The organism is Methylobacterium sp. WL8 (genome assembly GCF_008040045.1).
Taxonomy (GTDB): Bacteria; Pseudomonadota; Alphaproteobacteria; order Rhizobiales; family Beijerinckiaceae; genus Methylobacterium; species Methylobacterium cerastii.
This window is the reverse complement of record NZ_VRVF01000057.1, coordinates 12,819-32,772: the sequence shown is the minus strand read 5'-3', so window position 1 is coordinate 32,772 and position 19,954 is coordinate 12,819. Positions and strand designations below refer to the sequence as shown.

The 19,954-nt window shown below is 72.4% G+C and carries 23 protein-coding genes; 8 read left to right on the top strand and 15 right to left on the bottom strand.

Translation table 11 applies throughout. The features are described 5' to 3' along the window. The first annotated feature begins 85 nt into the window (after positions 1–85). The 3 genes from lnt to FV234_RS18595 all read left to right on the top strand — a co-directional run bounded on the left by lnt (position 86) and on the right by FV234_RS18595 (position 3,611). Complete coding sequence (gene lnt / locus FV234_RS18605) at positions 86–1,672, top strand: apolipoprotein N-acyltransferase (protein WP_238272118.1); 1,587 nt, start codon at positions 86–88, stop codon at positions 1,670–1,672. Next, the gene (locus FV234_RS18600; protein ID WP_238272112.1) at positions 1,669–2,844 is read left to right on the top strand and encodes an MFS transporter; all 1,176 of its coding nucleotides are present in this window, start codon (positions 1,669–1,671) and stop codon (positions 2,842–2,844) included. Before lnt ends, FV234_RS18600 begins: the two co-directional genes overlap by 4 nt. Positions 2,845–3,041: 197 nt before the next feature. Next, positions 3,042–3,611 carry a YgjV family protein gene (locus tag FV234_RS18595; RefSeq protein ID WP_147754664.1) on the top strand — a complete coding sequence of 190 codons (570 nt, stop codon included), beginning with the start codon at positions 3,042–3,044 and terminating at the stop codon, positions 3,609–3,611. A 17-nt stretch (positions 3,612–3,628) separates the two neighbouring features. Here the strand turns inward: FV234_RS18595 and panD are convergent, their stop codons facing one another. Both panD and FV234_RS18585 read right to left on the bottom strand, forming a co-directional pair. Beyond that, positions 3,629–4,090 carry an aspartate 1-decarboxylase gene (gene panD, locus FV234_RS18590; protein ID WP_147754665.1) on the bottom strand — a complete coding sequence of 154 codons (462 nt, stop codon included), beginning with the start codon at positions 4,088–4,090 and terminating at the stop codon, positions 3,629–3,631. A 233-nt stretch (positions 4,091–4,323) separates the two neighbouring features. Next, positions 4,324–5,739: an RsmB/NOP family class I SAM-dependent RNA methyltransferase gene (locus tag FV234_RS18585; protein ID WP_147754666.1), complete on the bottom strand. Its 1,416-nt coding sequence runs from the start codon at positions 5,737–5,739 to the stop codon at positions 4,324–4,326. Between the two features lie 78 nt (positions 5,740–5,817). Here FV234_RS18585 and FV234_RS18580 point away from each other — a divergent pair, with 78 nt between their 5' ends. Both FV234_RS18580 and FV234_RS18575 read left to right on the top strand, forming a co-directional pair. Continuing rightward, positions 5,818–6,060 carry a DUF1674 domain-containing protein gene (locus tag FV234_RS18580; protein WP_147830912.1) on the top strand — a complete coding sequence of 81 codons (243 nt, stop codon included), beginning with the start codon at positions 5,818–5,820 and terminating at the stop codon, positions 6,058–6,060. Between the two features lie 105 nt (positions 6,061–6,165). After that, the gene (locus FV234_RS18575; RefSeq protein WP_147761886.1) at positions 6,166–6,474 is read left to right on the top strand and encodes a cupin domain-containing protein; all 309 of its coding nucleotides are present in this window, start codon (positions 6,166–6,168) and stop codon (positions 6,472–6,474) included. 25 nt (positions 6,475–6,499) lie between these two features. Here the strand turns inward: FV234_RS18575 and FV234_RS18570 are convergent, their stop codons facing one another. Continuing rightward, on the bottom strand, positions 6,500–7,012 hold the full coding sequence (locus FV234_RS18570) for a L,D-transpeptidase (protein WP_147750573.1): 513 nt from the start codon (positions 7,010–7,012) through the stop codon (positions 6,500–6,502). 174 nt (positions 7,013–7,186) lie between these two features. Further along, on the bottom strand, positions 7,187–7,834 hold the full coding sequence (gene bluB, locus FV234_RS18565) for a 5,6-dimethylbenzimidazole synthase (protein WP_147750572.1): 648 nt from the start codon (positions 7,832–7,834) through the stop codon (positions 7,187–7,189). Between the two features lie 400 nt (positions 7,835–8,234). Between bluB and FV234_RS18560 the strand changes: the two genes are divergently transcribed. Continuing rightward, entirely contained in the window at positions 8,235–8,609 is a 375-nt protein-coding gene (locus FV234_RS18560) for a DUF2794 domain-containing protein (RefSeq protein WP_147750571.1), read from the top strand. A 114-nt stretch (positions 8,610–8,723) separates the two neighbouring features. Here FV234_RS18560 and FV234_RS18555 read toward each other — a convergent pair whose 3' ends face one another. From FV234_RS18555 to FV234_RS18545, 3 genes are all read right to left on the bottom strand, one after another. After that, positions 8,724–9,491 (bottom strand): Bax inhibitor-1/YccA family protein, encoded by a 768-nt coding sequence (locus FV234_RS18555; protein ID WP_147750570.1) that lies wholly within the window; start codon positions 9,489–9,491, stop codon positions 8,724–8,726. Between the two features lie 234 nt (positions 9,492–9,725). Next, on the bottom strand, positions 9,726–12,296 hold the full coding sequence (locus FV234_RS18550; RefSeq protein WP_147750569.1) for an FtsX-like permease family protein: 2,571 nt from the start codon (positions 12,294–12,296) through the stop codon (positions 9,726–9,728). Beyond that, complete coding sequence (locus tag FV234_RS18545) at positions 12,296–12,988, bottom strand: ABC transporter ATP-binding protein (RefSeq protein ID WP_147750582.1); 693 nt, start codon at positions 12,986–12,988, stop codon at positions 12,296–12,298. Before FV234_RS18545 ends, FV234_RS18550 begins: the two co-directional genes overlap by 1 nt. A gap of 207 nt (positions 12,989–13,195) precedes the next feature. On the opposite strand from FV234_RS18545, the gene FV234_RS18540 reads away from it, so the two are divergent. Next, positions 13,196–13,846: an arylesterase gene (locus tag FV234_RS18540; RefSeq protein WP_147750568.1), complete on the top strand. Its 651-nt coding sequence runs from the start codon at positions 13,196–13,198 to the stop codon at positions 13,844–13,846. 1 nt (position 13,847) lies between these two features. Beyond that, entirely contained in the window at positions 13,848–14,387 is a 540-nt protein-coding gene (gene thpR / locus FV234_RS18535) for an RNA 2',3'-cyclic phosphodiesterase (protein ID WP_147812911.1), read from the top strand. 6 nt (positions 14,388–14,393) lie between these two features. Here the strand turns inward: thpR and coaA are convergent, their stop codons facing one another. The 8 genes from coaA to hisB form a co-directional block, all read right to left on the bottom strand. Continuing rightward, complete coding sequence (gene coaA, locus FV234_RS18530; RefSeq protein ID WP_147750566.1) at positions 14,394–15,404, bottom strand: type I pantothenate kinase; 1,011 nt, start codon at positions 15,402–15,404, stop codon at positions 14,394–14,396. Then, positions 15,401–15,724: a phosphoribosyl-ATP diphosphatase gene (locus tag FV234_RS18525; RefSeq protein ID WP_147750565.1), complete on the bottom strand. Its 324-nt coding sequence runs from the start codon at positions 15,722–15,724 to the stop codon at positions 15,401–15,403. The genes coaA and FV234_RS18525 overlap by 4 nt, the downstream gene beginning before the upstream one ends. Before the next feature lie 209 nt (positions 15,725–15,933). After that, positions 15,934–16,710, bottom strand: coding sequence for an imidazole glycerol phosphate synthase subunit HisF (gene hisF, locus FV234_RS18520; protein WP_147750564.1), 777 nt, complete (start codon positions 16,708–16,710; stop codon positions 15,934–15,936). 12 nt (positions 16,711–16,722) lie between these two features. Beyond that, on the bottom strand, positions 16,723–17,208 hold the full coding sequence (locus FV234_RS18515) for a DUF29 domain-containing protein (protein WP_147750563.1): 486 nt from the start codon (positions 17,206–17,208) through the stop codon (positions 16,723–16,725). 37 nt (positions 17,209–17,245) lie between these two features. Next, a complete protein-coding gene (gene hisA / locus FV234_RS18510) occupies positions 17,246–17,992 on the bottom strand; it encodes a 1-(5-phosphoribosyl)-5-[(5-phosphoribosylamino)methylideneamino]imidazole-4-carboxamide isomerase (RefSeq protein WP_147750562.1) in 747 nt (248 codons plus the stop codon). A 44-nt stretch (positions 17,993–18,036) separates the two neighbouring features. Beyond that, the gene (gene hisH / locus FV234_RS18505) at positions 18,037–18,699 is read right to left on the bottom strand and encodes an imidazole glycerol phosphate synthase subunit HisH (protein WP_147750561.1); all 663 of its coding nucleotides are present in this window, start codon (positions 18,697–18,699) and stop codon (positions 18,037–18,039) included. 22 nt (positions 18,700–18,721) lie between these two features. Then, a complete protein-coding gene (locus FV234_RS18500; protein WP_147750581.1) occupies positions 18,722–19,201 on the bottom strand; it encodes a DUF2628 domain-containing protein in 480 nt (159 codons plus the stop codon). Between the two features lie 106 nt (positions 19,202–19,307). Next, on the bottom strand, positions 19,308–19,895 hold the full coding sequence (gene hisB, locus FV234_RS18495; RefSeq protein WP_147750560.1) for an imidazoleglycerol-phosphate dehydratase HisB: 588 nt from the start codon (positions 19,893–19,895) through the stop codon (positions 19,308–19,310). Positions 19,896–19,954 lie beyond the last annotated feature (59 nt).

Sequence of the window (19,954 nt, the reverse complement as noted above, 5' to 3'; positions counted from 1 at the left end):
CGCCCGCCCCGTGACGCCCGCCTCCGAAGCGCCGCCGGCGGCCGCGTCGCCGGGTGGTCCGGTCGCGCGCCTGGCGGGCGGCGTCATGCTCCTGCGCGGCTGGCGCCGGCTGGGCGCGAGCTTTCTCGCCGGCAGCTTCGGCGCCCTGGCCATGCCGCCCTTCGGGTTCCTGCCGGCGCTCGCCGTGTCGCTGGCCGTCGCGATCTGGCTGGTGGACGGGACGGCCGGCTCGCGCAGTACGCGGCCCGCCCGGCTATGGCCCTGCGCGCTGATCGGCTGGGCCTGGGGCTTCGGCTACCTGTTCGCCGGGCTGTGGTGGCTCGGCTCCGCCTTCCTCGTCGAGGCCGACGTCTTCCTGTGGGCGCTGCCGCTCGGCGTCCTCGGCCTGCCGGCGGCGCTCGGGCTGTTCTACGCGGCGGGCTTTGCCGTCGCCGGCCTGCTCTGGGTCCGCGGCCCGGGGCGCATCGCCGGCCTCGCCTTCGGGGTGGCCGGCGCCGAATGGGTGCGCGGGCACGTCTTCACCGGCTTCCCCTGGAACACCCTGGGCATGGCGGTCGGGCAGAACCTCTGGCTGATGCAGTCGGCCTCGCTCGTCGGACTCTACGGCCTGACGGTGCTCGCGATCCTCGTCTGCGCGGCGCCGGCGACGCTGGCCACCGGCTCGCATCCGCGCAGCCGCTTCGGCCCGAGCGCCGCCGCCGCGATCGTGCTGGCCGCGATGGCGCTCTACGGCGCCGAGCGCGTCGATCCCGAGGCCGACCCGGTCGTGGTGGGGGTGCGCCTGCGGCTGGTGCAGCCGAACCTGCCGCAGGACGCGAAGTTCCGCCCCGAGAACCGGCAGGACATCGTCGATCGCTACGTCGAGCTGACCCGGCGCCCGCCGGAGGATGGCGGCGCGGCGCCGACCCACATCCTCTGGCCGGAATCGGCGTTTCCGTTCCTGATCCAGCGCGATCCGGCCGCGATGGCGCAGGTCGGCGCCGGGCTGGCGCCAGGCCAGCACCTGATCACCGGTGCGGCCCGCGCCGAGGAGCCGCTGCCCGGCGAGCGCCTGCGCTACTTCAACGCGATCATGGCGATCGAGCCCGGCGGCCGCATCGTCGACAGCTACGACAAGGTCCACCTCGTGCCGTTCGGCGAGTACCTGCCGGCCCCCCTCGACGCGGCCTTGCGGGCTTTGGGCCTGCGCCAGTTCGTGGCGGTGCCGGGCGGCTTCTCCGCCGGCACGCTGGCCGGCCAGCGCATCCTCGACGTGCCCGGACTGCCGCCGGTGGCGGCGACGATCTGCTACGAGGCGATCTTCCCCGGCGCGATCCTGCCGGCGGGGGCCGCCGGCGCCGACCGGCCCCCGGGCCTGATCCTGAACGTCACCAACGACGCGTGGTTCGGCGACACGCCGGGCCCTCGCCAGCACTTGGCGCAGGCGCGCCTGCGCGCCGTCGAGGAGGGCCTGCCGCTGGTGCGCGACGCCAACACCGGGATCTCCGCGGTGATCGACGCGCACGGGCGCGTCGTCGCGCAGCTACCGATCGAGCAGGAGGCGGTGCTCGACGCCGACCTCCCCGTCCGCATCCTCGGCGGGACCCTCTACGGCCGGGTCGGCGACTGGCCCTTCGCGGCGATGCTCGCCGCCTGCCTCGCGGGCGCCCTCCGGGCCCGGCGGCTCGCGTGAGGCCGTCGCGGCCCGTCCCGCCCCTGCTGCTGACCTGCGGGCTGATGGCGGTGGCGTTCAACCTGCGTCCGGCCTTGAGCACCGTCGGGCCGCTGCTCTCGTCGATCCGCGAGGCGACGGGGCTCTCGGCGGCCGGCGCCGCGGTGCTGACCACGCTGCCCGTCCTCTGCCTCGGCCTCGCCTGCGCGCTGACGCCGCTCGTCCTGCGCCGGCTCGGCGCCGACCGCGGCGTGCTCCTCGGCATCGTCGTGGTCGCGGCCGGCCTGTCCCTGCGCGGTCTCGGCGGCTTCGCGTCGCTGTTTTCCGGCACGGCGGTCGCCGCCTTCGGCATCGGGCTCGCCAACGTGCTGCTGCCGGCGGTGGTCAAGCGCGACTTCCCCGGTCGCGCCGGGGCGATGACCGGGCTCTACACCATGACCCTCTGCCTCGGCGCCGCCGCCGGCGCCGGCTTCGCGGTGCCGATCGAGCAGGCGCTCGGCCGCGGCTGGCCGGCGGCGCTCGCCGTCTGGGCCGTGCCGGCCCTCGTCGCCGCCTTCGCCTGGGCGCCCTTGACCCGCGCCGTGCCGGAGCGCGCGGCGGCCGCCGCCCCGGGCTCGCTCCTGCGCGATCCGCTGGCCTGGCAGGTCACCGCCTTCATGGGCCTGCAATCCTCGCTGGCCTACGTGCTGTTCGGCTGGCTGCCGGCGATCCTGCAGGGGCGCGGCCTCTCGGCGCTGGATGCCGGGCTCGTCGCCTCGGTGGTGACCCTGCACCAGGCGCCGGGCGCGCTGGTGGTGGCGATGCTCGCCGCGCGCGTGCGCGACCAGCGCGGCTGGATCCTCGCGGTGCTGGCCGCGACGCTCTGCGGCTTCCTCGTCCTCGCCTTCGGCCCGGAGGGTCTGCGGTTCCCCGCATCCGGGCTGCTGGGCCTCGGCATCGGCGGCTGCTTCGGGCTCGGCCTCAGCCTCCTCGTCCTGCGCACCCGCGACGCCGCCTCGGCCGGCGCCCTCTCGGCGATGGCGCAGGGGATCGGCTACGTCTTCGCCTCCCTCGGGCCCCTCGGCTTCGGCCTCGCCCACGAGGCCACCGACGGCTGGGTCCTCCCCGCCGCCCTGTTCGCGACGATCATCGCCGCGGCGGGGCTCGCCGGCATGGGCGCCGGGCGCGACCGGGCGGTCGGCGGCACGGCCTGAAGGGCGGAGCGTGCGCGCCGCGGACTGATCCGCTCGATCGCGGTCGCAGCACGCGCCCTCCCCGCAGGCGGCCCTCCGCTGTTGCGCTGCGGCGACGGCGGCGCCTTGCGGAAAACGCCGTTAACCGACCGGTTACCATGACGACCTAGCGCCTTGCACCGAGTGCGGCGCGCTTCCGCGCCGACCGGGCGTGGACCATGACCGTCATCGAGCTGGCCCTGATCGGATGGGCCGCGGCGAAGCCGCATCTCGACCTCTTCGGAACCCTCGGGCTCCTCCTCGGCTTCATCGCCGGGATCATGCCGCATCGGCGCGGGATGCTCCTCGCCTCCGCCGGCTGCGCCGCCGCCTTCGGCCTGCACTACCTGCATCTCGGCGCGTTCACCGGCACGGCGATGTGCGCCATCGCCGTCCTGCAGAACTTCGTCTCGATGCGGGCGATCGGGCCCGAGGGCCGCGCCGCCTGGGTCGCCCCGCTCTTTGCCGCGACCACGCTGGTCACCGTCGGGATGACCCTGGCGACCTGGAGCGGCTGGCCGTCGGCCTGCGCCGGCCTCGGCGCCCTCCTGGCGACGGGCGCCCGCCTGCAGGGAGACCCGCAGGGCATGCGGCGCCTCTTCCTCGGCGCCAGCCTGTGCTGGGCCGTCCACAACGGCCTCGTCGGCTCGGTCTTCGGCCTGACCTGCGACCTGCTGACCGTGTCGGGGCTGACGCTCTCGCTCATTCGGCACCAGCGTCGCACGCCGCACGCGCTCTCCGCCACCTGAGGCCGGGCCGCCGACGCTCACGCCACGCGGATGTGGGTCGCCACCCGCGGCGGCTCCTCGGCGCCGGTCGCCGCCTCCAGGATGCGCATGTCGAGGCGGCCCTCCGCGTCGCGGAACACGTCGTAGACCATCCGGTCGACCACGCTGTTGCCCTCGCCGAAGATCAGCACCCGCGGCTTGTGGGCGATCACGTCCTCGACGTCGCCGTAGTTCGCCGAGGCGATGATGACCTCGTCGCCGACCTGACAGGTGCGGGCGGCGGCGCCGTTCAGGATGCAGCAGCGCGAGCCGGCGGGGCCGTACAGCACGTAGGTGCTGATCCGCGCCCCCGACATCTTGTTCCAGATCTCGACGAACTCGAGCGGGTCGAGCCCCGCCTCGCGGCACAGGTCGGCGTCCAGGGTGATCGAGCCGTGGTAGTTCAGGTCGGCGCCCGTCACGCGGATGCCGTGCAACTTGGCCCGAACGAAGCTCTGCATCGCGTTCCCCCGAGGCCGGGCGACGTCGGCCCGCCGAGAGCATGTTCCGTGATCTCCGGATCACGGAACATGCTCTCTCCTATTGTGTGGTCGCATTTTCTTCACGCGAGCCGGCATCCACCTCGCTTGAAAATACTTTCGTCTTCGGCCGCCCTCCGAGTCGGGGCGGCTTCTTCGTGCTTGATAGGGCGGCGCGGGACCGCGTGGCAATCGAGCCGGCGGTTGCCGCTGCGCTAGTCCTTCCGCCGCAGTCGGCTCGCGAAGAAGCCGTCGAGGCCGCCGCGCTGGCTCTCCGAACCTTCGAGGTGGGCCGGCAGTGTGCGCAGGTCGCCGTCGGCGTTGATCAGGGCGTCGAGGCCGCCGACCTCGTCCGGGCGAACCGGCACCCGCTCGAAGGCGGCGTTGCGCTTCAGGAAGGCGGCGACCTGGCGCTCGCCTTCCTCCTGCTCCAGCGAGCAGGTGCAGTAGACCAGGCGCCCGCCCGGCCGCACCAGGGTGGCGGCCTTGTCGAGGAGGCGCGCCTGGAGGAGGTGCAGGCGGATCAGGTCGGATTCCGTCTTGGTCCAGGCGACGTCCGGGTGACGGCGGATCGTGCCGGTGGCCGAGCACGGCGCGTCGAGCAGCACCGCGTCGAACGGCTCCGGCGGATCGAAGGCGAGCGCGTCGCCGACGACGACCTCCGCCGTCAGCCCGAGGCGGGCGAGGTTTTCGGACAGGCGCTCCAGGCGCGGGGCCGAACGGTCCAGGGCGGTCACCACGGCGCCCTGGCTCGCGATCTGGGCGGTCTTGCCGCCCGGTGCGGCGCAGAGGTCGGCGATGCGCTCGCCCGCGCGCGCGCCGAGGAGCCGCGCCGGGATCGCGGCGGCGGCGTCCTGCACCCACCACGCGCCCTCGGTGAAGCCGGGAAGCTCGGAGACCGGGACCCGCAGGTCGCCGAGCCGGAGCGAGCCGGTGGGCAGCGCCACCGCGCCGAGGCGCTCGGCCCAGTCGCCGGCCTCGCCCTTGAGCGTCAGGTCGATCGCGGCGCCGCCCAGGTGCGCGCGGGCGATGGCGGCGGCGGTCTCCGGCCCGTAGGCCGCGCGCCAGCGCGCGGCCAGCCAATCCGGGGTGTTAGCTTCGAGCGGATCGCCGGCCTCCGCCAGGATCGCCTCGCGCTCGCGCACGATCCGGCGCAGGACCGCGTTGACGAGGCCGGCCAGATGCCGCGCCTGCGGGTCGGCCTTGGCGAGCCGCACCGCGAGGTCGACCGCGGCGTGGTCGGGGACGGCGAGGTCGAGGATCTGCGCGGCGCCGGTGGCGAGGAGTGCGACGAGGCGCGGCTTGTCCTCGGGCAGGCCCTGCTCCATCCGCGCGGCGAGCGCCGCCTTCAGGAAGCCAAGCCGGCGGAAGGTGACCGTGGCGATGGCCCGCGCCAGCCCGGCGTCGGCGGCGTCGAGCCCCGCGACGCGGGCGCCTTGCGCCAGCGCATCCTCCAGGGCGAGGGCGCGGTTCTGTCCCAAAAGGTCGGCGACGACGGATTGCGCCACCCGGCGCGCGGCGAGGCCGGCCGCGTCCGCTGCGGATTCAGGTGTCGATTTCGGCCCCGGGCGCGGACCCTTGGTCGCGCCCGCCGCCCGCGCCGGCCCGGACGCGTTGCGCCCTCTGCCCATGGATGCCACTTCTCGAACGACCCTTCGTGCCGGCAACCCGCCGCCGGACCCCGATGCCCTCCCATTTGAGCGAGTCCGATGCAAGTTGAAACCAATCCCGACGCCGCCGAAGCCGGTCCAGTCGAATCCGGCGGCGAGCCCGCCGCCCGTCCCCTCACCCCGGCGGCCGAGCGCGCCCTGACGGAGGCGGCCGAGCGCCGCAGGGCGATCGACGCGCGGGCGGCGGCGGTCTCGGCGGCCCCCGAGCGCCTCGGGCGCGGCGGGCTCGAACCGGTGCGCTACGACGACTGGGAGGTGAAGGGGCTCGCCGTCGACTTCTGATCGCAAGTTCCGACCAGACGGGGCCGTTGGTCGCGCGAAGCCGCCGGAACGACCGGGCGAGCCTGCTGTTGGGCTCGCGAAGCGCAGTGCGAGACGAGGCCCCCGATGATCACCAAGGTATCGAGCAAGGATGCGCCGAGCGGCGCCCACGGCGAGGTCGCGCTGGCGAAGGGCGAGCTGGTCGGCATGCGGATGTGGCGCGACGAGCCGCCGGCCGACGACAAGCCGAGCACCACGTCCGATTACGAGACCGTGGGCTACGTGATCTCGGGCCGGGCCAAGCTGGTGCTCGAGGACCGGACGGTCGCGCTCGAGCCGGGCGATTCCTACTGCGTGCCGGCCGGGACCGTGCACACCTACCACATCCTGGAGACCTTCACGGCGATCGAGGCGACGGCGCCGGCCGCCGCCTGATCTTGCGGGGTTCTGGAGCCAATCCTCAGCGCGTCACGTAGACCGGGGTGCCGACCGAGACGCGGTCGTAGAGATCGACCACGTCCTGGTTGTACATCCGGATGCAGCCGTAGGAGGCCCAGGTGCCGACCGAGCTCGGGCGGTTGGTGCCGTGGATGGCGTATTCGCCGCCCGAGAGCGTCATCGCCGCGGCGCCCATCGGGTTGTGCGGCGAGCCGCCGGCGATCAGGTTCGGCAGGCGCGGGTTGTCGCGCTTGACCTCGCTCGGCGGCGACCAGGCCGGCTGCACGTACTTCCCGTCGATCGCCTTGGTGCCGAACCATTGCTTGCCGGGCTTCCCCACCGCGACGGGGTAGCGGATCGCAGTGCCGTCGCCGTTGACGAGGTAGAGCCGGCGCTGCGAGACGCTGATCACCACCGAACCCGGCATCGCCCCGTCCGCGAACGGCACCACCTCGCGCGCCGCCACCGGCGTCGCCACGAGGCCGGCCAGCATCGCGCCGCCGAGGCCCGTGGACACGTATTTCCTGACCGACATCTGGGGATTTCCTTCGCAGAGCGTGACCGTTCGCTGCAGCAGTAATCCACGGCCAAGCTCTGCGTTCCAGCTCGTCCTTCGAGGACTGCGGGTTTGCTCACGCTCTTCGCGGAAGACGGTAAAAAGCGCTCGATGTCCTTTCGACAAAGGCGAACGTTTGTCGAAGGATTTGCTTTACCGCTCGAACAGACGCGCGGCCGTCGCGTCCTGCGCCTGCCAGCCGTGGCGCACGAGCTCGGGGTCGGCGTGCTCCTCCACGGGGAGGCCGACGCAGAGGTAGGCGACGAGGTGCCAGCTCTCCGGCACGTCGAGCAGCGTCCCGATCCGGGCCGGCTCCAGGATCGAGACCCAGCCGGTGCCGAGGCCGCGGGCGCGCGCCGCGAGCCAGAAGGTCTGCACGGCGCCGACCACGGAGTAGCGCAGCATCTCCGGCATGGTCGCCCGGCCGAGGCCGTGGCCGGCCTCCGTCGCGTCGTCGCAGAAGACGGCGAGGTGCACCGGGGCCTCGCGCAGGCCCGCGAGCTTCAGGGCGCGGTAGCGCGCCTGGGTCTCGTCGTCGTAGCGCAGGGCCGCGTCGGCGTTGCAGCGCTCGAAGCTCGCGACCACGCCGGCGCGGCGGGCGGGGTCGGCGACGCGCACGAAGCGCCACGGCTGGCTGTTGCCGACCGACGGGCTGCGATGGGCCGCCGCCAGGCTCTCGCGCAGCAGGGCCTCGTCCACCGGGTCGGCGCGGAAGCGGCGCACGTCGCGGCGCCACGCGAACAGGTCGTCGAGCGCCTGCCGGAAGTCGTCGTCGAAGCGGGGCGGGCGGGCGTCGGTCATGGTCGGCCCGCCTCATAGCGGGTTTCGGCAGGGTTTGCGCGTTCCTGCTCAGCGCGCCGGGCGCGAACAAAAAAGGCCGCCCTTGCGGGCGGCCTGAAGTCCTTGGGTCTCGAAACCTCTGGGATGTCGCGTCGTGCGGTCCGGTGACGCCCGCGGGCTGGGGAGCTCGGGATGCGGACGACCGTCGGGGCACGACCCGACGAGGGTTCGGCCCTCGTTGTCGAGTCGCAACACGGCCCGGGAAAGGCGTGATCGGGGCGAAACCGCGGCATTTGTTTCTTGGGCGTGTCCTGTCCGCAACGAACGAATCGGTGAACGCGGCCTTGTCCGGGACCCTTGCGGGCCGGCCGCCCGAGGCCCATCCTCAACGATCGGTAGCAGGACCCACGGCGGAGGGACGATGAGCGAGCGCGCAAGCGGCGAGATCCGGACAGACGAGTCGACGGCCCGCGTGGTGCCCTTCCCCAGCCCGTCCACCGCCCCGCAGATCGCGTTCGACCGGCACGAGCTGCGCACGATCTTCAACCTCTACGGCCGCCGGGTCGCGGAGGGCGAATGGCGCGACTACGCCCTCGATTTCCGTCGGGACAAGGCGGTGTTCTCGATCTACCGCCGCACCTCCGAGATGCCGCTCTACCGGATCGAGAAGGACCCCAAGCTCGCCCGCCGCCAGGGCGCCTACGCCGTGGTCGCCGCCACCGGCGTGGTGCTCAAGCGCGGCGCCGACCTCGCCCGCGTGCTCGCGGTGCTGGAGAAGCCCCTGCGCGCGGTGTGAGCCCGAGCCCGAGCCCGATCCCTTTCCTTTTCGGGAGAGGAAGCCACCGCGCGCATGAAAAAGGCCCCGGCATTCCCGCCGGGGCCTTTTTCGTTCGTCCGGTTCGGAATTCGCTTAGCGGCGGTCGCCGAGGAGCGAGAGCAGGAACTGGAACATGTTGATGAAGTCGAGGTACAGCGTCAGCGCACCGTTCACCGACATCTTGGCGGCCGCCTCGCCGTCGAAGCCGCTGGAGAGATACATCTCCTTCAGCTTCTGGGTGTCGTAGGCGGTCAGCCCCGCGAAGATCAGCACGCCGAGCACCGAGACGGCGAACTGCAGCGCCGACGAGGCCAGGAAGATGTTGACGATCGAGGCGATCATGATGCCGATCAGGCCCATGATCAGGAACGAGCCCATGCCCGAGAGGCTGCGCTTCGTGGTGTAGCCGTAGAGGCTCAACGCGCCGAAGGTCGCCGAGGTGATGAAGAACACCCGCACCACGCTGGCGCCGGTGAACACCAGCAGCAGCGTCGACATCGAGGCGCCCATCACCGCCGCGAAGGCGAAGAACATCGTCCGCGCCGACGAGGCCGACATCCGGTCCATCCGCATCGAGAAGACGAGGATGAAGGCGAGCGGCGCGAACATCAGGACCCACTTGAGCGGGCTGTTGTAGAGCGTCTGGCCGAACGGCGTCAGGGCGAGACGCCCGGTCGCGGTCGCGGTGGTGGCGGCCATGTTGAGGCCGAGCGCGACCAGGCCCGAGATGCCCAGGCCCACGACCATGTTGTTGTAGACGCCGAGCATGAAGGTCCGCAGGCCCTGGTCGAACGCGACCTGGGTGCCGGCCTGCGACGGCGCCTGGGCGCCGTAGCGGAAGGGAGAGTTGTCGAATGCCATGGGAGTGACCTCGGAAGGCTCGCTCGTGCGTGGTGTTTGAGACGAGGCCCACGCAGGGGACCTCTGGCGCCGTCGAGCGCCTCGGGTTGGAATATGTTGCTTTCGGCCGCCCCGCACAAGAGCCCGGTAGAGCTTGGAAAAGCGCTTTTGGTGAATCCGCGGCCGTTAATTTTGTTCACGAAGTCTGGGATTAAAGTTCGGTCATACTTCGTCGCGCATCAGGATTGCCGCATCTTACGATTGTCGCAAGTACGGCGCCGGCTTCTGGCCGAGGATGCGCCAGGTGCCGGCGAGCCCCAGCACCACGGCGAGCACCACGGCGGCTGCCGCCGCCACCAGCGCCCCCGACAGGTCGAGGACGAAGTCGAGGCGCATCACCTTGGTGACGATCACCCAGCCGGCCAGCGTCCCGGCCAGCAGCCCGAACAACGCGGTGACGAGGCCGAGCGCGCCGTATTCGAGGCCGTAGGCGGTGAGCAGCCGTCCGCGGGTGGCGCCGAGCACCTTCAGCACCACGGCGTCGTAGAGCCGCGCCCGGTGCCCTGCGGCGATGGCGCCGGCCAGCACGAACAGGCTCGCCAGCACCGCCACCGCGCTCGCCCCGCGGATCGCCAGCACCAGCCGGCCGACGAGGTCGCCGACGGCGTCGAGGGCGTCCTTCACCCGCACGCTGGTGACGGAGGGGAACGTCTTGGCGACGTCGCGCAGGATGCGGTTCTCGATCGGTCCGTTCGTGCCGCCGGGCAGGGTCAGCGTCGCGAGGTCCGAGTGCGGCGCCCCGCGGAACGTGCCGGGGGAGAACACCATGACGAAGTTGATGCCGAGGTTGCGCCACTCGACCTTGCGCAGGTTGGCGATGGTGGCGGTGAGGTTCCTGCCGAGCACGTTGACGGTGACGCGGCTGCCGACCTTCAGGCCGAGGTTCCTGGCCAGCTCCGCCTCGAACGAGACCAGCGGGGTCTTGGCCTCCTCGGCCGTCCACCACTTTCCGGCGACGATGTTCGAGCCCTCGGGCACGTCCTCGGCGTAGGTGATGCCCCGGTCGCCGTCGAGCACCCAGGCGGCGTCCTCCGGCGGCCGGATCTTCTCGGCCGGCACGTCGTCCAGCGCCACGATGCGCCCGCGCATCATCGGCACCCGCTCGATCTTGGCGGCGGGCGCCTGGCGCGCGAGGAAGTCGTGGAAGGCGTTCGAGTCGGCCGCCGGGATGTCGAGGAAGAACAGGTTCGGCGCGCGTGCGGGCAGGGTCGCCGAGATCGTGCGGCGCACGTTCACGTCGATCAGGCTCAAGGTCACGAGGAGCGTCACGCCCAAGCCCAGCGACAGGACGATGGCCGGCGTCAGGGCGCCCGGGCGGTGGAGGTTGGCCAGCGCCATCCGCGGCGCGGTGCGCTTGGGATGCGGCAGCCGGCGGGCGAGCACCATCACGCCGACCGCGACGAGGCGCAGCAGGCCGAAGGCGATGCCGGCGGCGGCGATGAAGATCAGGGCCACGCGCCGGTCGAAGGCGGTGCCGACGGCGAGACCGACCAGGGCGGCGAGCGCCAGCGCCAGGATCAGTCGGTAGCGCGGGCGGATGCGGGCGGCGGCCGGGTCGACGGTGTCGCGAAACAGCCCCGAGACCGGGACGTCGTGGGCGCGCCCGAGCGGCGTGATCGCGAAGGCCAGGGCGGTCAGGAGCCCGTAGGCCGCCGCCTGAAGCAGTTCCAGCGGCGCCAGCGTCGGGTTCAGCGGCAGCGGCAGGCTGTCCCGGAACAGCGCGTCGAGGACGAACGGCAAGGCGGCGCCGACGACGAGGCCGATCGCCGTGCCGAGGCCGGCGATCAGCATCACCTGCGTCAGGTACAAGGCGACGACCTTCGAGCCCGGCGCGCCGACGCTCTTCAGGGTGGCGATCGAGGGGCGCTTGCGCTCGACGAAGGCGTTGACGGCGTTGGCGACGCCGACCCCGCCGACGATCAGCGCGGTGAGGCCGACCAGCGTCAGGAACTGGGTGAAGCGCTCGATGCTCTTGGAGAAGCGCGGGTCGGCGTTGGTGCGCGCCCGCATCTCCCAGCCGGCCTGTGGCGCCGCGGCGGCGATTCGCGCGGCGGCGGCGTCGAGGCCCGCGTCGTCGGCGCCCGGCAGGATCAGCCGGTAGCTCCAGCGGTTGAGGCTGCCCGGCTGGACGAGGCCGGTCCGCCGCAACGCGTCTTGCGACATGATGAGCCGCGGCCCGAAGCCGATCCCCCCGGCGATCTTGTCCGGCTCGGAGACGATGGTCGCGCGGATGGCGAAGGGCCGGCCCGCGAGGGTGAGCCTGTCGCCGACCTTGAGGTCGAGGCGGGTCAGGAGGGCGGGGTCGGCGAGCGCTCCGTCGATCCCGTCCCGCTCGGCGAGCAGGCCGGCGAGCGGCGCCTGCGGCTCGGTGACGAGCTCCCCAGCCGACGGGTAGCCGGAATCGACCGCCTTCAACTCGACGAGCGCCGCGCCCTCCCCCGCCACCGCCATGGCGCGGAGCGAGGCGACCACGTCCACCCGCCCCTGCGCGTCGAGGGCCGCCCGCTCGGGTTCCGTCGCCTCGCGGTTGATCAGGCTGTAGCTCAGGTCGCCGCCGAGGATGCGCTTGCCCTCCCGCCCGAGGCCGTCCGACAGCGAGCGCGAGATCGAGGCGACGCCTGCGATCGCCGCGACGCCGAGCGCGATGCAGGCGAGGAACACCGCAAACCCGCCCAAGCCCCCGCGGAGCTCGCGGAGCGCGAGCCGTAGGGTGAGGGGAAGGCGCGAGGGGGGCGTCCGGTCCTGTCGGGAAAGGGTGCCGTGCATCAGGCCGCCACCGGCTCCTCGATCCGTCCCGAGCGCAGGCGCACGGTGCGGTCGCAGAGGCGGGCGAGCCCCGGATCGTGGGTGACGAGGACGAGCGTCGCGCCGCGGTCGCGCTTGAGCGCGAACAGCAACTCGACGATCTGGCGCCCGGTCGCCTCGTCGAGGTTGCCGGTGGGCTCGTCGGCCACCAGGATCGCCGGGTCGGGGGCGACGGCGCGGGCGATGGCGACGCGCTGCTGCTCGCCGCCCGAGAGCTGGGCCGGGTAGTGGTGCAGCCGGTGGCCGAGGCCGACGGCCTCGAGCTCCCGCTTGGCGCGGGCCTGTGCCTCGGGCTTGTCGGCCAGCTCCAGCGGCAGGGCGACGTTCTCCAACGCCGTCATCGTCGGGACGAGGTGGAAGGCCTGGAACACGATGCCGATGCGCCGGCCGCGGAAGCGCGCGAGCGCGTCCTCGTCGAGGCGCCCGAGGTCGGTGTCCTCGATTCGGATCGCGCCGGAATCGGGCCGCTCCAGCCCCGCCATCACCATCAGCAGGGTCGACTTGCCCGAGCCCGACGGCCCGACGAGGCCGACCGCCTCGCCGCGGGCGACGTCGAGGGAGATCCCGCGCAGCACGTGGACGCGGGCGGCGCCCCGGCCGAGGCTGAGGTCGATGCCGGAAAGGGCGATGGCCGGCGTTCCGGACGCGGGCATTTCCGGCGAGGGCTTGCTGGAAGAGGGCTTGTCGTCGGTCACGGCTGAGCCGATCTGTGCGGGATGGCGAACATGCGGGACGGAGATCACGGTTGGCGGACGAACGTTCGGTGCGCTTCGGCACGACCCGTGCCGACCGAGGCTCGTGGAGCCGATATGGCGACCGCGACGGAACTACGCCATGACGGCCGGCGCAGGACGATCCTGATGGCCCTGTTTGCCGCAGCGGGGCTGGTCCTGTCGATGGCCGGCGTCGCGCCGGCGAAAGCCGACCCGCCGCCCGGGCCGAAGCCGATCCGTCTGGTGGCGTTGGGCGACAGCCTCACCGCTGGCTACCGCCTGCCGGCGAGTTCCGCCTTCCCGGCGGTGCTGGAGCGGGCGCTCGCGGCGAAAGGTCGGACGGTGACGGTCGCCAACGCCGGCGTCTCGGGCGAGACCGCCACCAACGGCCTCGACCGGGTCGACTGGTCGGTCCCCGACGGCACCGACGGCGTGATCCTGGAACTCGGCGCCAACGACATGCTGCGCGGCACCGACCCGGCCGTGACGCGGAAGGCGCTGGAGGCGATCGTCGCGCGGCTGAAGGATCGCGGCATCCCGGTGCTGCTCGCCGGCATGCGCGCCTCGACCAACCTCGGACCCGACTACGTCGCGCGCTTCGACGCGATCTACCCCGACCTGGCCCAGAAATACGACCTCGTGCTGTACCCGTTCTTCATGGCCGGCATGGTCGGCGACCGGGCCTACACCCTCGACGACGGGCTCCACCCGAACGCCAAGGGCGTCGACGTGATCGTGGCCGGCATCCTGCCCTCGGTCGAGGCCTTCCTCGGGCGCCTCCCAGCCAAGGCGCCCTGAGATGCCGCGCCTATTCACGGCGCTCGCCCTCCCGCCGGAGATCGCCGCCGGGTTGGCACCGTTCCGCGGCGGCCTGCCCGGCGCCCGCTGGATCGAGCCGGCGGATTACCACGTCACCCTGCGCTTCCTCGGCGACGTGCCGGTCGCCCTGGCCGAGGACGCGGTGGAGGCGCTCTCCGAGATGCGGGCGCGCCCGGCGATCGCGGTGGTGCTGGACGGCCTCTCGGTGTTCGGCGGCGACAAGCCGCGCGCGCTGCTGGCCAGCGTCGCGGCCAACCCCGACCTGATGGACCTCCAGGCCGAGCAGGAGCGCCTGATCCGAAGGGCCGGCGCCGAGCCGGAGCGGCGCAAGTTCGTGCCGCACGTGACGCTGGCGCGCCTGCGCCGCGAGGCCACGCCCGAGGCGGTGGCGATGGCCTTGTCGCAGGCGCCGATCTTCACGCCCCAGCGCTTCTCCGCGACGGAGGTGGTGCTGTACTCCGCGCGCGACTCGACCGGCGGCGGGCCGTACGTCGCGGAAGCCGCGTTTCCGTTCGCCTGAAGGGGCCTACAACCGCCGCAGCGCCACGCTCTCGATGCGGTGGCTCGCTCCCTTGGCCAGGATCAGGCTGGCGCGCTGGCGGGTCGGCAGGATGTTGTCGCGCAGGTTCGGCAAGTTGATCGTCGACCACAGCCGGTCGGCGATGGCGAGCGCTTCCGCCTCCGGCACCTCGGCGTATTTGCGGAAGTACGAGCGGGGGTCGCGGAACGCGGTCTGGCGCAGGCGCATGAAGCGCATCACGTACCACCGGTGCAGGTCGTCCTCGTGCCCGTCGAGGTAGATCGAGAAGTCGAAGAAGTCGGAGACGAACGGGATCGCGGTGCCGTCGCGCGGCAGGCGCGCCGGCTGCAACACGTTCAGGCCCTCGACGATCAGGATGTCGGGGCTCTCCACCACCCGCTCCTCGCCGGCCACCCGGTCGTAGACGAGGTGGGAGTAGAGCGGCGCGGTCACGCGCTTCCGGCCCGATTTCACGTCGTGTAGGAACTGCAGCAGGGCGGCGGTGTCGTAGCTTTCCGGGAAGCCCTTCCGGTCCATGATGCCCTGCGCGGCGAGCTCGGCGTTCGGCAGCAGGAACCCGTCGGTGGTGACGAGGTCGACCTTCGGGGTGTTCGGCCAGCGCGCGAGCAGCGCGGTGAGCACGCGGGCCGTGGTCGACTTGCCCACCGCCACGGAGCCGGCGAGCCCGATGATGTAGGGCGCCTTGGTCTCGCGCTCGGCCATCAGGAAGCGCTGGGTCGCCTTGAACAGCCCCTGGCTCGCCGCAACGTAGAGCGAGAGCAGCCGCGACAGCGGCAGGTAGATCGCGACCACCTCCTCCAGCGAGATCGGGTCGTTCAGCGATTGCAGGCGCTCCACGTCCTCCTGCGTCAGGGTGAGCGGCGTGTCGGCGCGCAGCTGCGCCCAGGATTCGCGGCTGAACAGGCGATAGGGCGAGATCCGCTCGGGCCCGTCGCCCGTGACCGGGTTCTGCCCCGTCACCGGATTCTGGCCGGGGGCGAGCGCGGCCGCCTTCATGCCGGCGGCCTCGACGCCTTCTCGGCGATGCCGCTCTGCGCGGTGCGGCGTTCCAGCTCCGCCATCACCGCCGACAGCTCGACGCCCCCGGCGCGCAGCAGCACGACGAGGTGGTAGAGCACGTCCGCCGCCTCGTTGGTCAGGCCGGCCTTGTCCCCCTGCACCGCGGCGATGGCGGCCTCCACCGCCTCCTCGCCGAGCTTCTTGGCGGCCTTGGCCGGGCCGCCGGCGAGCAGCTTGGCCGTGTAGGACTGGTCGGGCGCGGTGCCGGCGCGGCTCGCCACGAGGCGTGCGAGGTCGTCGAGGGTGTAGGCGGACATACAAGACCCGTGCGGCAGGGTTCGAAGGCGACGATGCCGTCGCCGGAACCTGCGTCAACGGCGGGCGCCGGGCAAGCGGGGAGCCGGCGCAGGAGCGCGTCGCCACCCGCATTTCCGCGACGGCCGGCCGGAATTGTCGGAAAAATGGTTCCGGATCGTGCCATGCCCAGGCCCTGCTATGGGAATGGGTTCACCGCATGGGACCGGGTTCAGGCGTCCAGCCGCATGGCGAGGCCGGCCGCCGCCATGTGCACCTTGGCCTCGGCGACGCTGTGCTGCCCGAAATGGAAGATCGAGGCCGCCAGCACCGCGCTGGCATGGCCCTCGGCGACGCCGGCCACGAGGTCGTCGAGCCCGCCGACGCCGCCAGAGGCGATCACCGGCACGGTCACCGCGTCGGCGATGGCGCGGATCAGCGCGAGGTCGTAGCCCGAGCGCGTCCCGTCCCGGTCCATCGAGGTGACGAGCAGCTCGCCCGCCCCCTTGGCCGCCACCGTGCGGGCGAAGGCGATCGCGTCGAGGCCGGTGGGGGTGCGGCCGCCATGGGTGAAGATCTGCCACGCGTCCGGCTCGCCCGGCGCCGAGGTGCGCTTGGCGTCGATCGCCACCACGACGCATTGCGCGCCGAACTTCTCCGCGGCCCGCGCCACGAGGTCGGGGTCGTTCACGGCCGCCGTGTTGATCGCGACCTTGTCGGCGCCGGCGAGCAGCAGCGCGCGCACGTCCGTCACCGCCCGCACGCCGCCGCCGACGGTGAGCGGCATGAAGCAGGCCTCCGCCGTGCGGCTCACCACGTCGAGCAGGGTGCCGCGCGCCTCGTGGCTCGCGGTGATGTCGAGGAAGCAGAGCTCGTCGGCGCCGGCCGCGTCGTAGGCCTTGGCCGCCTCCACCGGATCGCCCGCGTCGCGCAGCTCGAGGAACTTCACGCCCTTGACGACGCGGCCGTCCTTGACGTCGAGGCAGGGGATGATGCGGGTCTTGAGCACGGGGGCGGCCCTTCAGGCGGTCGTGTCGTCGGGGTCGATCGCGAAGGGACGCGTCAGCATCTCGTCGCGGGTGTAGGGGCAGGTCTCGGGGAAGGTCGCGAGGGGCAGCCGGGTCTCCCGCGCCGCCTTCAACCGGGCCGTGTCGTAGGCGCGTTCGAGCGCCTCGTCCAACCGGCTCTTGAGGCCGGGGTTGTCCTTCAGCACGAAGGATGCCTCCTTGCACTGCTCCTTGATCGACAGCGTCCAGGACCGCGTTCGGCGCGCCGGCTGATGATCGAACTTCAGCATGTGCAGGAGGAGGACGCGCCACGCGCTGACGAGGCTGTTGAACTCGCTCTTGCCCAAGCTCTCGATCTCCTCGGCGAGGTTCTGCAGATCGAGGGCGGTCAGGTCGCCGGCCCGGAGGCGCGCGCTCTGCTCCTGCGTCCAGGTGTAGAAATCGTCCGCGTAGGCCGTTCCGGCCTCCGCCGGTCGCGCCGCCTTCGCCAAAGCCGTCATCGCAGCCTCCCGGCAAATCCTTGACCGGGCGAGACTATCACGAGGCGGCGTTGCCGCGCGCGGCCTTGATCGCGAACAGCGCCGCCCGCGGGTCGATGCGGCCGTCGTAGAGGGCGCGGCCGGTGATGGCGCCGGCCAGCATCGCGCAATCGGGCTCGAGCAGGCGGTGCACGTCCTCGATCGAGGCGAGGCCGCCCGAGGCGATCACCGGGATGCTCACGGCTTCGGCGAGCGCCACCGTCATCTCGATGTTGAGGCCCTTCAGGATGCCGTCGCGGGCGATGTCGGTGTAGATGATCGCCGAGACGCCGGCATCCTCGAAACGGCGGCCGAGGTCTTCCGCCGTCATGCTGGAGGTCTCGGCCCAGCCCGCCACCGCGACGCGCCCGTCCTTGGCGTCGATGCCCACCGCGATCTTGCCCGGATGGCGCCGCGCCGCCTCGTGGACGAAGGCCGGGTCGCGCACGGCTGCCGTGCCGATGATCACCCGGGCGACGCCCTTCTCGAGCCAGCCCTCCAGCGTCCGCATCTCGCGGATGCCGCCGCCGAGCTGCACCGGGATGTCGATCTCGGCCAGGATCGCGTCGACCGCGGCCGCGTTCATCGGCGCGCCGGCGAAGGCGCCGTCGAGGTCGACCACGTGCAGCCAGGAGAAGCCCTGGTCGGCGAACGCCCGGGCCTGCGCGGCCGGGTCGTCGTTGAACACCACGGCCTGCGCCATGTCGCCCTGCACGAGCCGGACGCAATGTCCTTCCTTGAGATCGATGGCCGGATACAGGATCACGCGGACGCTCGTTTCTTCTGGGCGGTCGATGGAGGACGCGGCATCTACGGACGCCAGCGCAGAAAGTTCGCGAGCAGGGCCAGCCCGAGATTCTGGCTCTTCTCCGGGTGGAATTGCGTGCCGGCGAGGTTGTCGCGCGCCACCATCGCGGTGACGGGACCGCCGTATTCCGCCTCGGCGACGACCTCGTCCGGGCGATCGGCCTTGAGGGCGAAGCTGTGCACGAAGTAGGCGTGCAGCCCGTCCGGCCCGGTGCGGATGCCGTCGAGCAGGGGATGGTCGCGTGCCGGCGCCAGGGTGTTCCAGCCCATGTGCGGGATCTTCAAGGCGGGATCCGACGGCCGGATCGGCCCGACGTCGCCCGAGATCCAGCCGAGGCCGTCCGTGGTCTCGTATTCGAGGCCGCGGGTGGCCATGAGCTGCATGCCGACGCAGATGCCGAGGAACGGGCGCCCCGATCCGATCGCCGCCTCGCCCATCGCCTCCACGAGGCCGGGGACGGCGTCGAGCCCGCGGCGGCAGTCGGCGTAGGCGCCGACGCCGGGGAGCACGATCCGGTCGGCGCGCGCGACCGCATCCGGATCGCCGGTGACGACGATGCGGGTCTCAGGCAGGCCGGCTTCGCGGGCGGCCCGCTCGAAGGCCTTGGCCGCCGAGTGCAGGTTGCCCGACCCGTAATCGATGATCGCGACGGTCTCGGCGCTCACGGTCTCTGTCCCTTGAAGACGCTCACCGGCCGCCCTGCGCCGGGAACAGGCCGATCACCGGCTCGACCGCGCGGGCGCCGGCGAACTCGGTCGAGGTTCGCACACTCGGCGTGCGGGCGGGGTCGAGCCAGCGCGTCATCGCCTTGGCCTCGGCCTCGTCGGCATTGAAGGCCACCACCGCGTCGCGCGCCGGCCGGCCGTTGCGGGCAAGCGTCCAGCGCCGGAGCGAGGACGCCTCGAGCCCGATCAGGACCAGGACCAGCAGCGTGATGACGGTGCCGGCCGCCGGCGACAGGCCGAGGCCGTAGCCGACGAGGGCCGTGGCGCCGAGCCCGGCGAGGACGAGCAGGGCGGCGAGCCAGAGGCGGTGATACAGGAACCACAGGACCGAGAAGGCGAAGGCCGTGCCTGAGAACCCGTCCGGCACCAGCTGCGCCCGGTCCAGGTCGTGCGCCTCGCCGGGGCGGGCCTCGTGCGGCAGATGGAGCGTGTAGCTGCGCATCCTCATGGCGACCCTCTTCCTCCCCCGTCACGCCTTCGAACTGGCGCAACCTTCGCGAACGCGCCGGTAACCCTAGAGCGAACCCCGGCCCAGAGCGAACCCCGACCTAAAGCGAACCTTTGGTCGAGGGCACCCGCCCCTCCTCCCGAGGATCGACCGCGACGGCCTTCCGCAAGGCGCGGGCCAGCCCCTTGAAGCAGCTCTCGGCGATGTGGTGGGCGTTGTCGCCGTAGAGCGTCTCGACGTGGAGCGTGATGCCGGCGTTCATGGCGAAGGCCTGGAACCACTCGCGCACCAGTTCGGTGTCGAAGGCGCCGATCTTCTCGACGCGGAACGCGGTGCGGAACACCAGGAACGGCCGGCCCGAGATGTCGATCGCGACGCGGCTCAGGGTCTCGTCCATCGGCATGTGGATGTCGGCGTAGCGCGCGATCCCGCGCTTGTCGCCGAGCGCTTTCGCGAAGGCCTGGCCCAGCGCGATGCCGCAATCCTCCACCGTGTGGTGCTGGTCGACGTGCAGGTCGCCGGTCACCCGGGCCTCGACGTCGAACAGCCCGTGCCGGGCGAAGAGCTCCAGCATGTGGTCGAGGAAGCCGACGCCGGTGGCGATCCCGATCTTGCCGGTGCCGTCGAGGTCGATCGAGACCGAGACGTCGGTCTCCGCCGTCTTCCGGCTGATGCTGGCGCTGCGCATGGGCTTCGTGATTTTTCGTTGGCCGGGCCGACGCGGCCGGCTTTGGTGCCTTCTAGTGC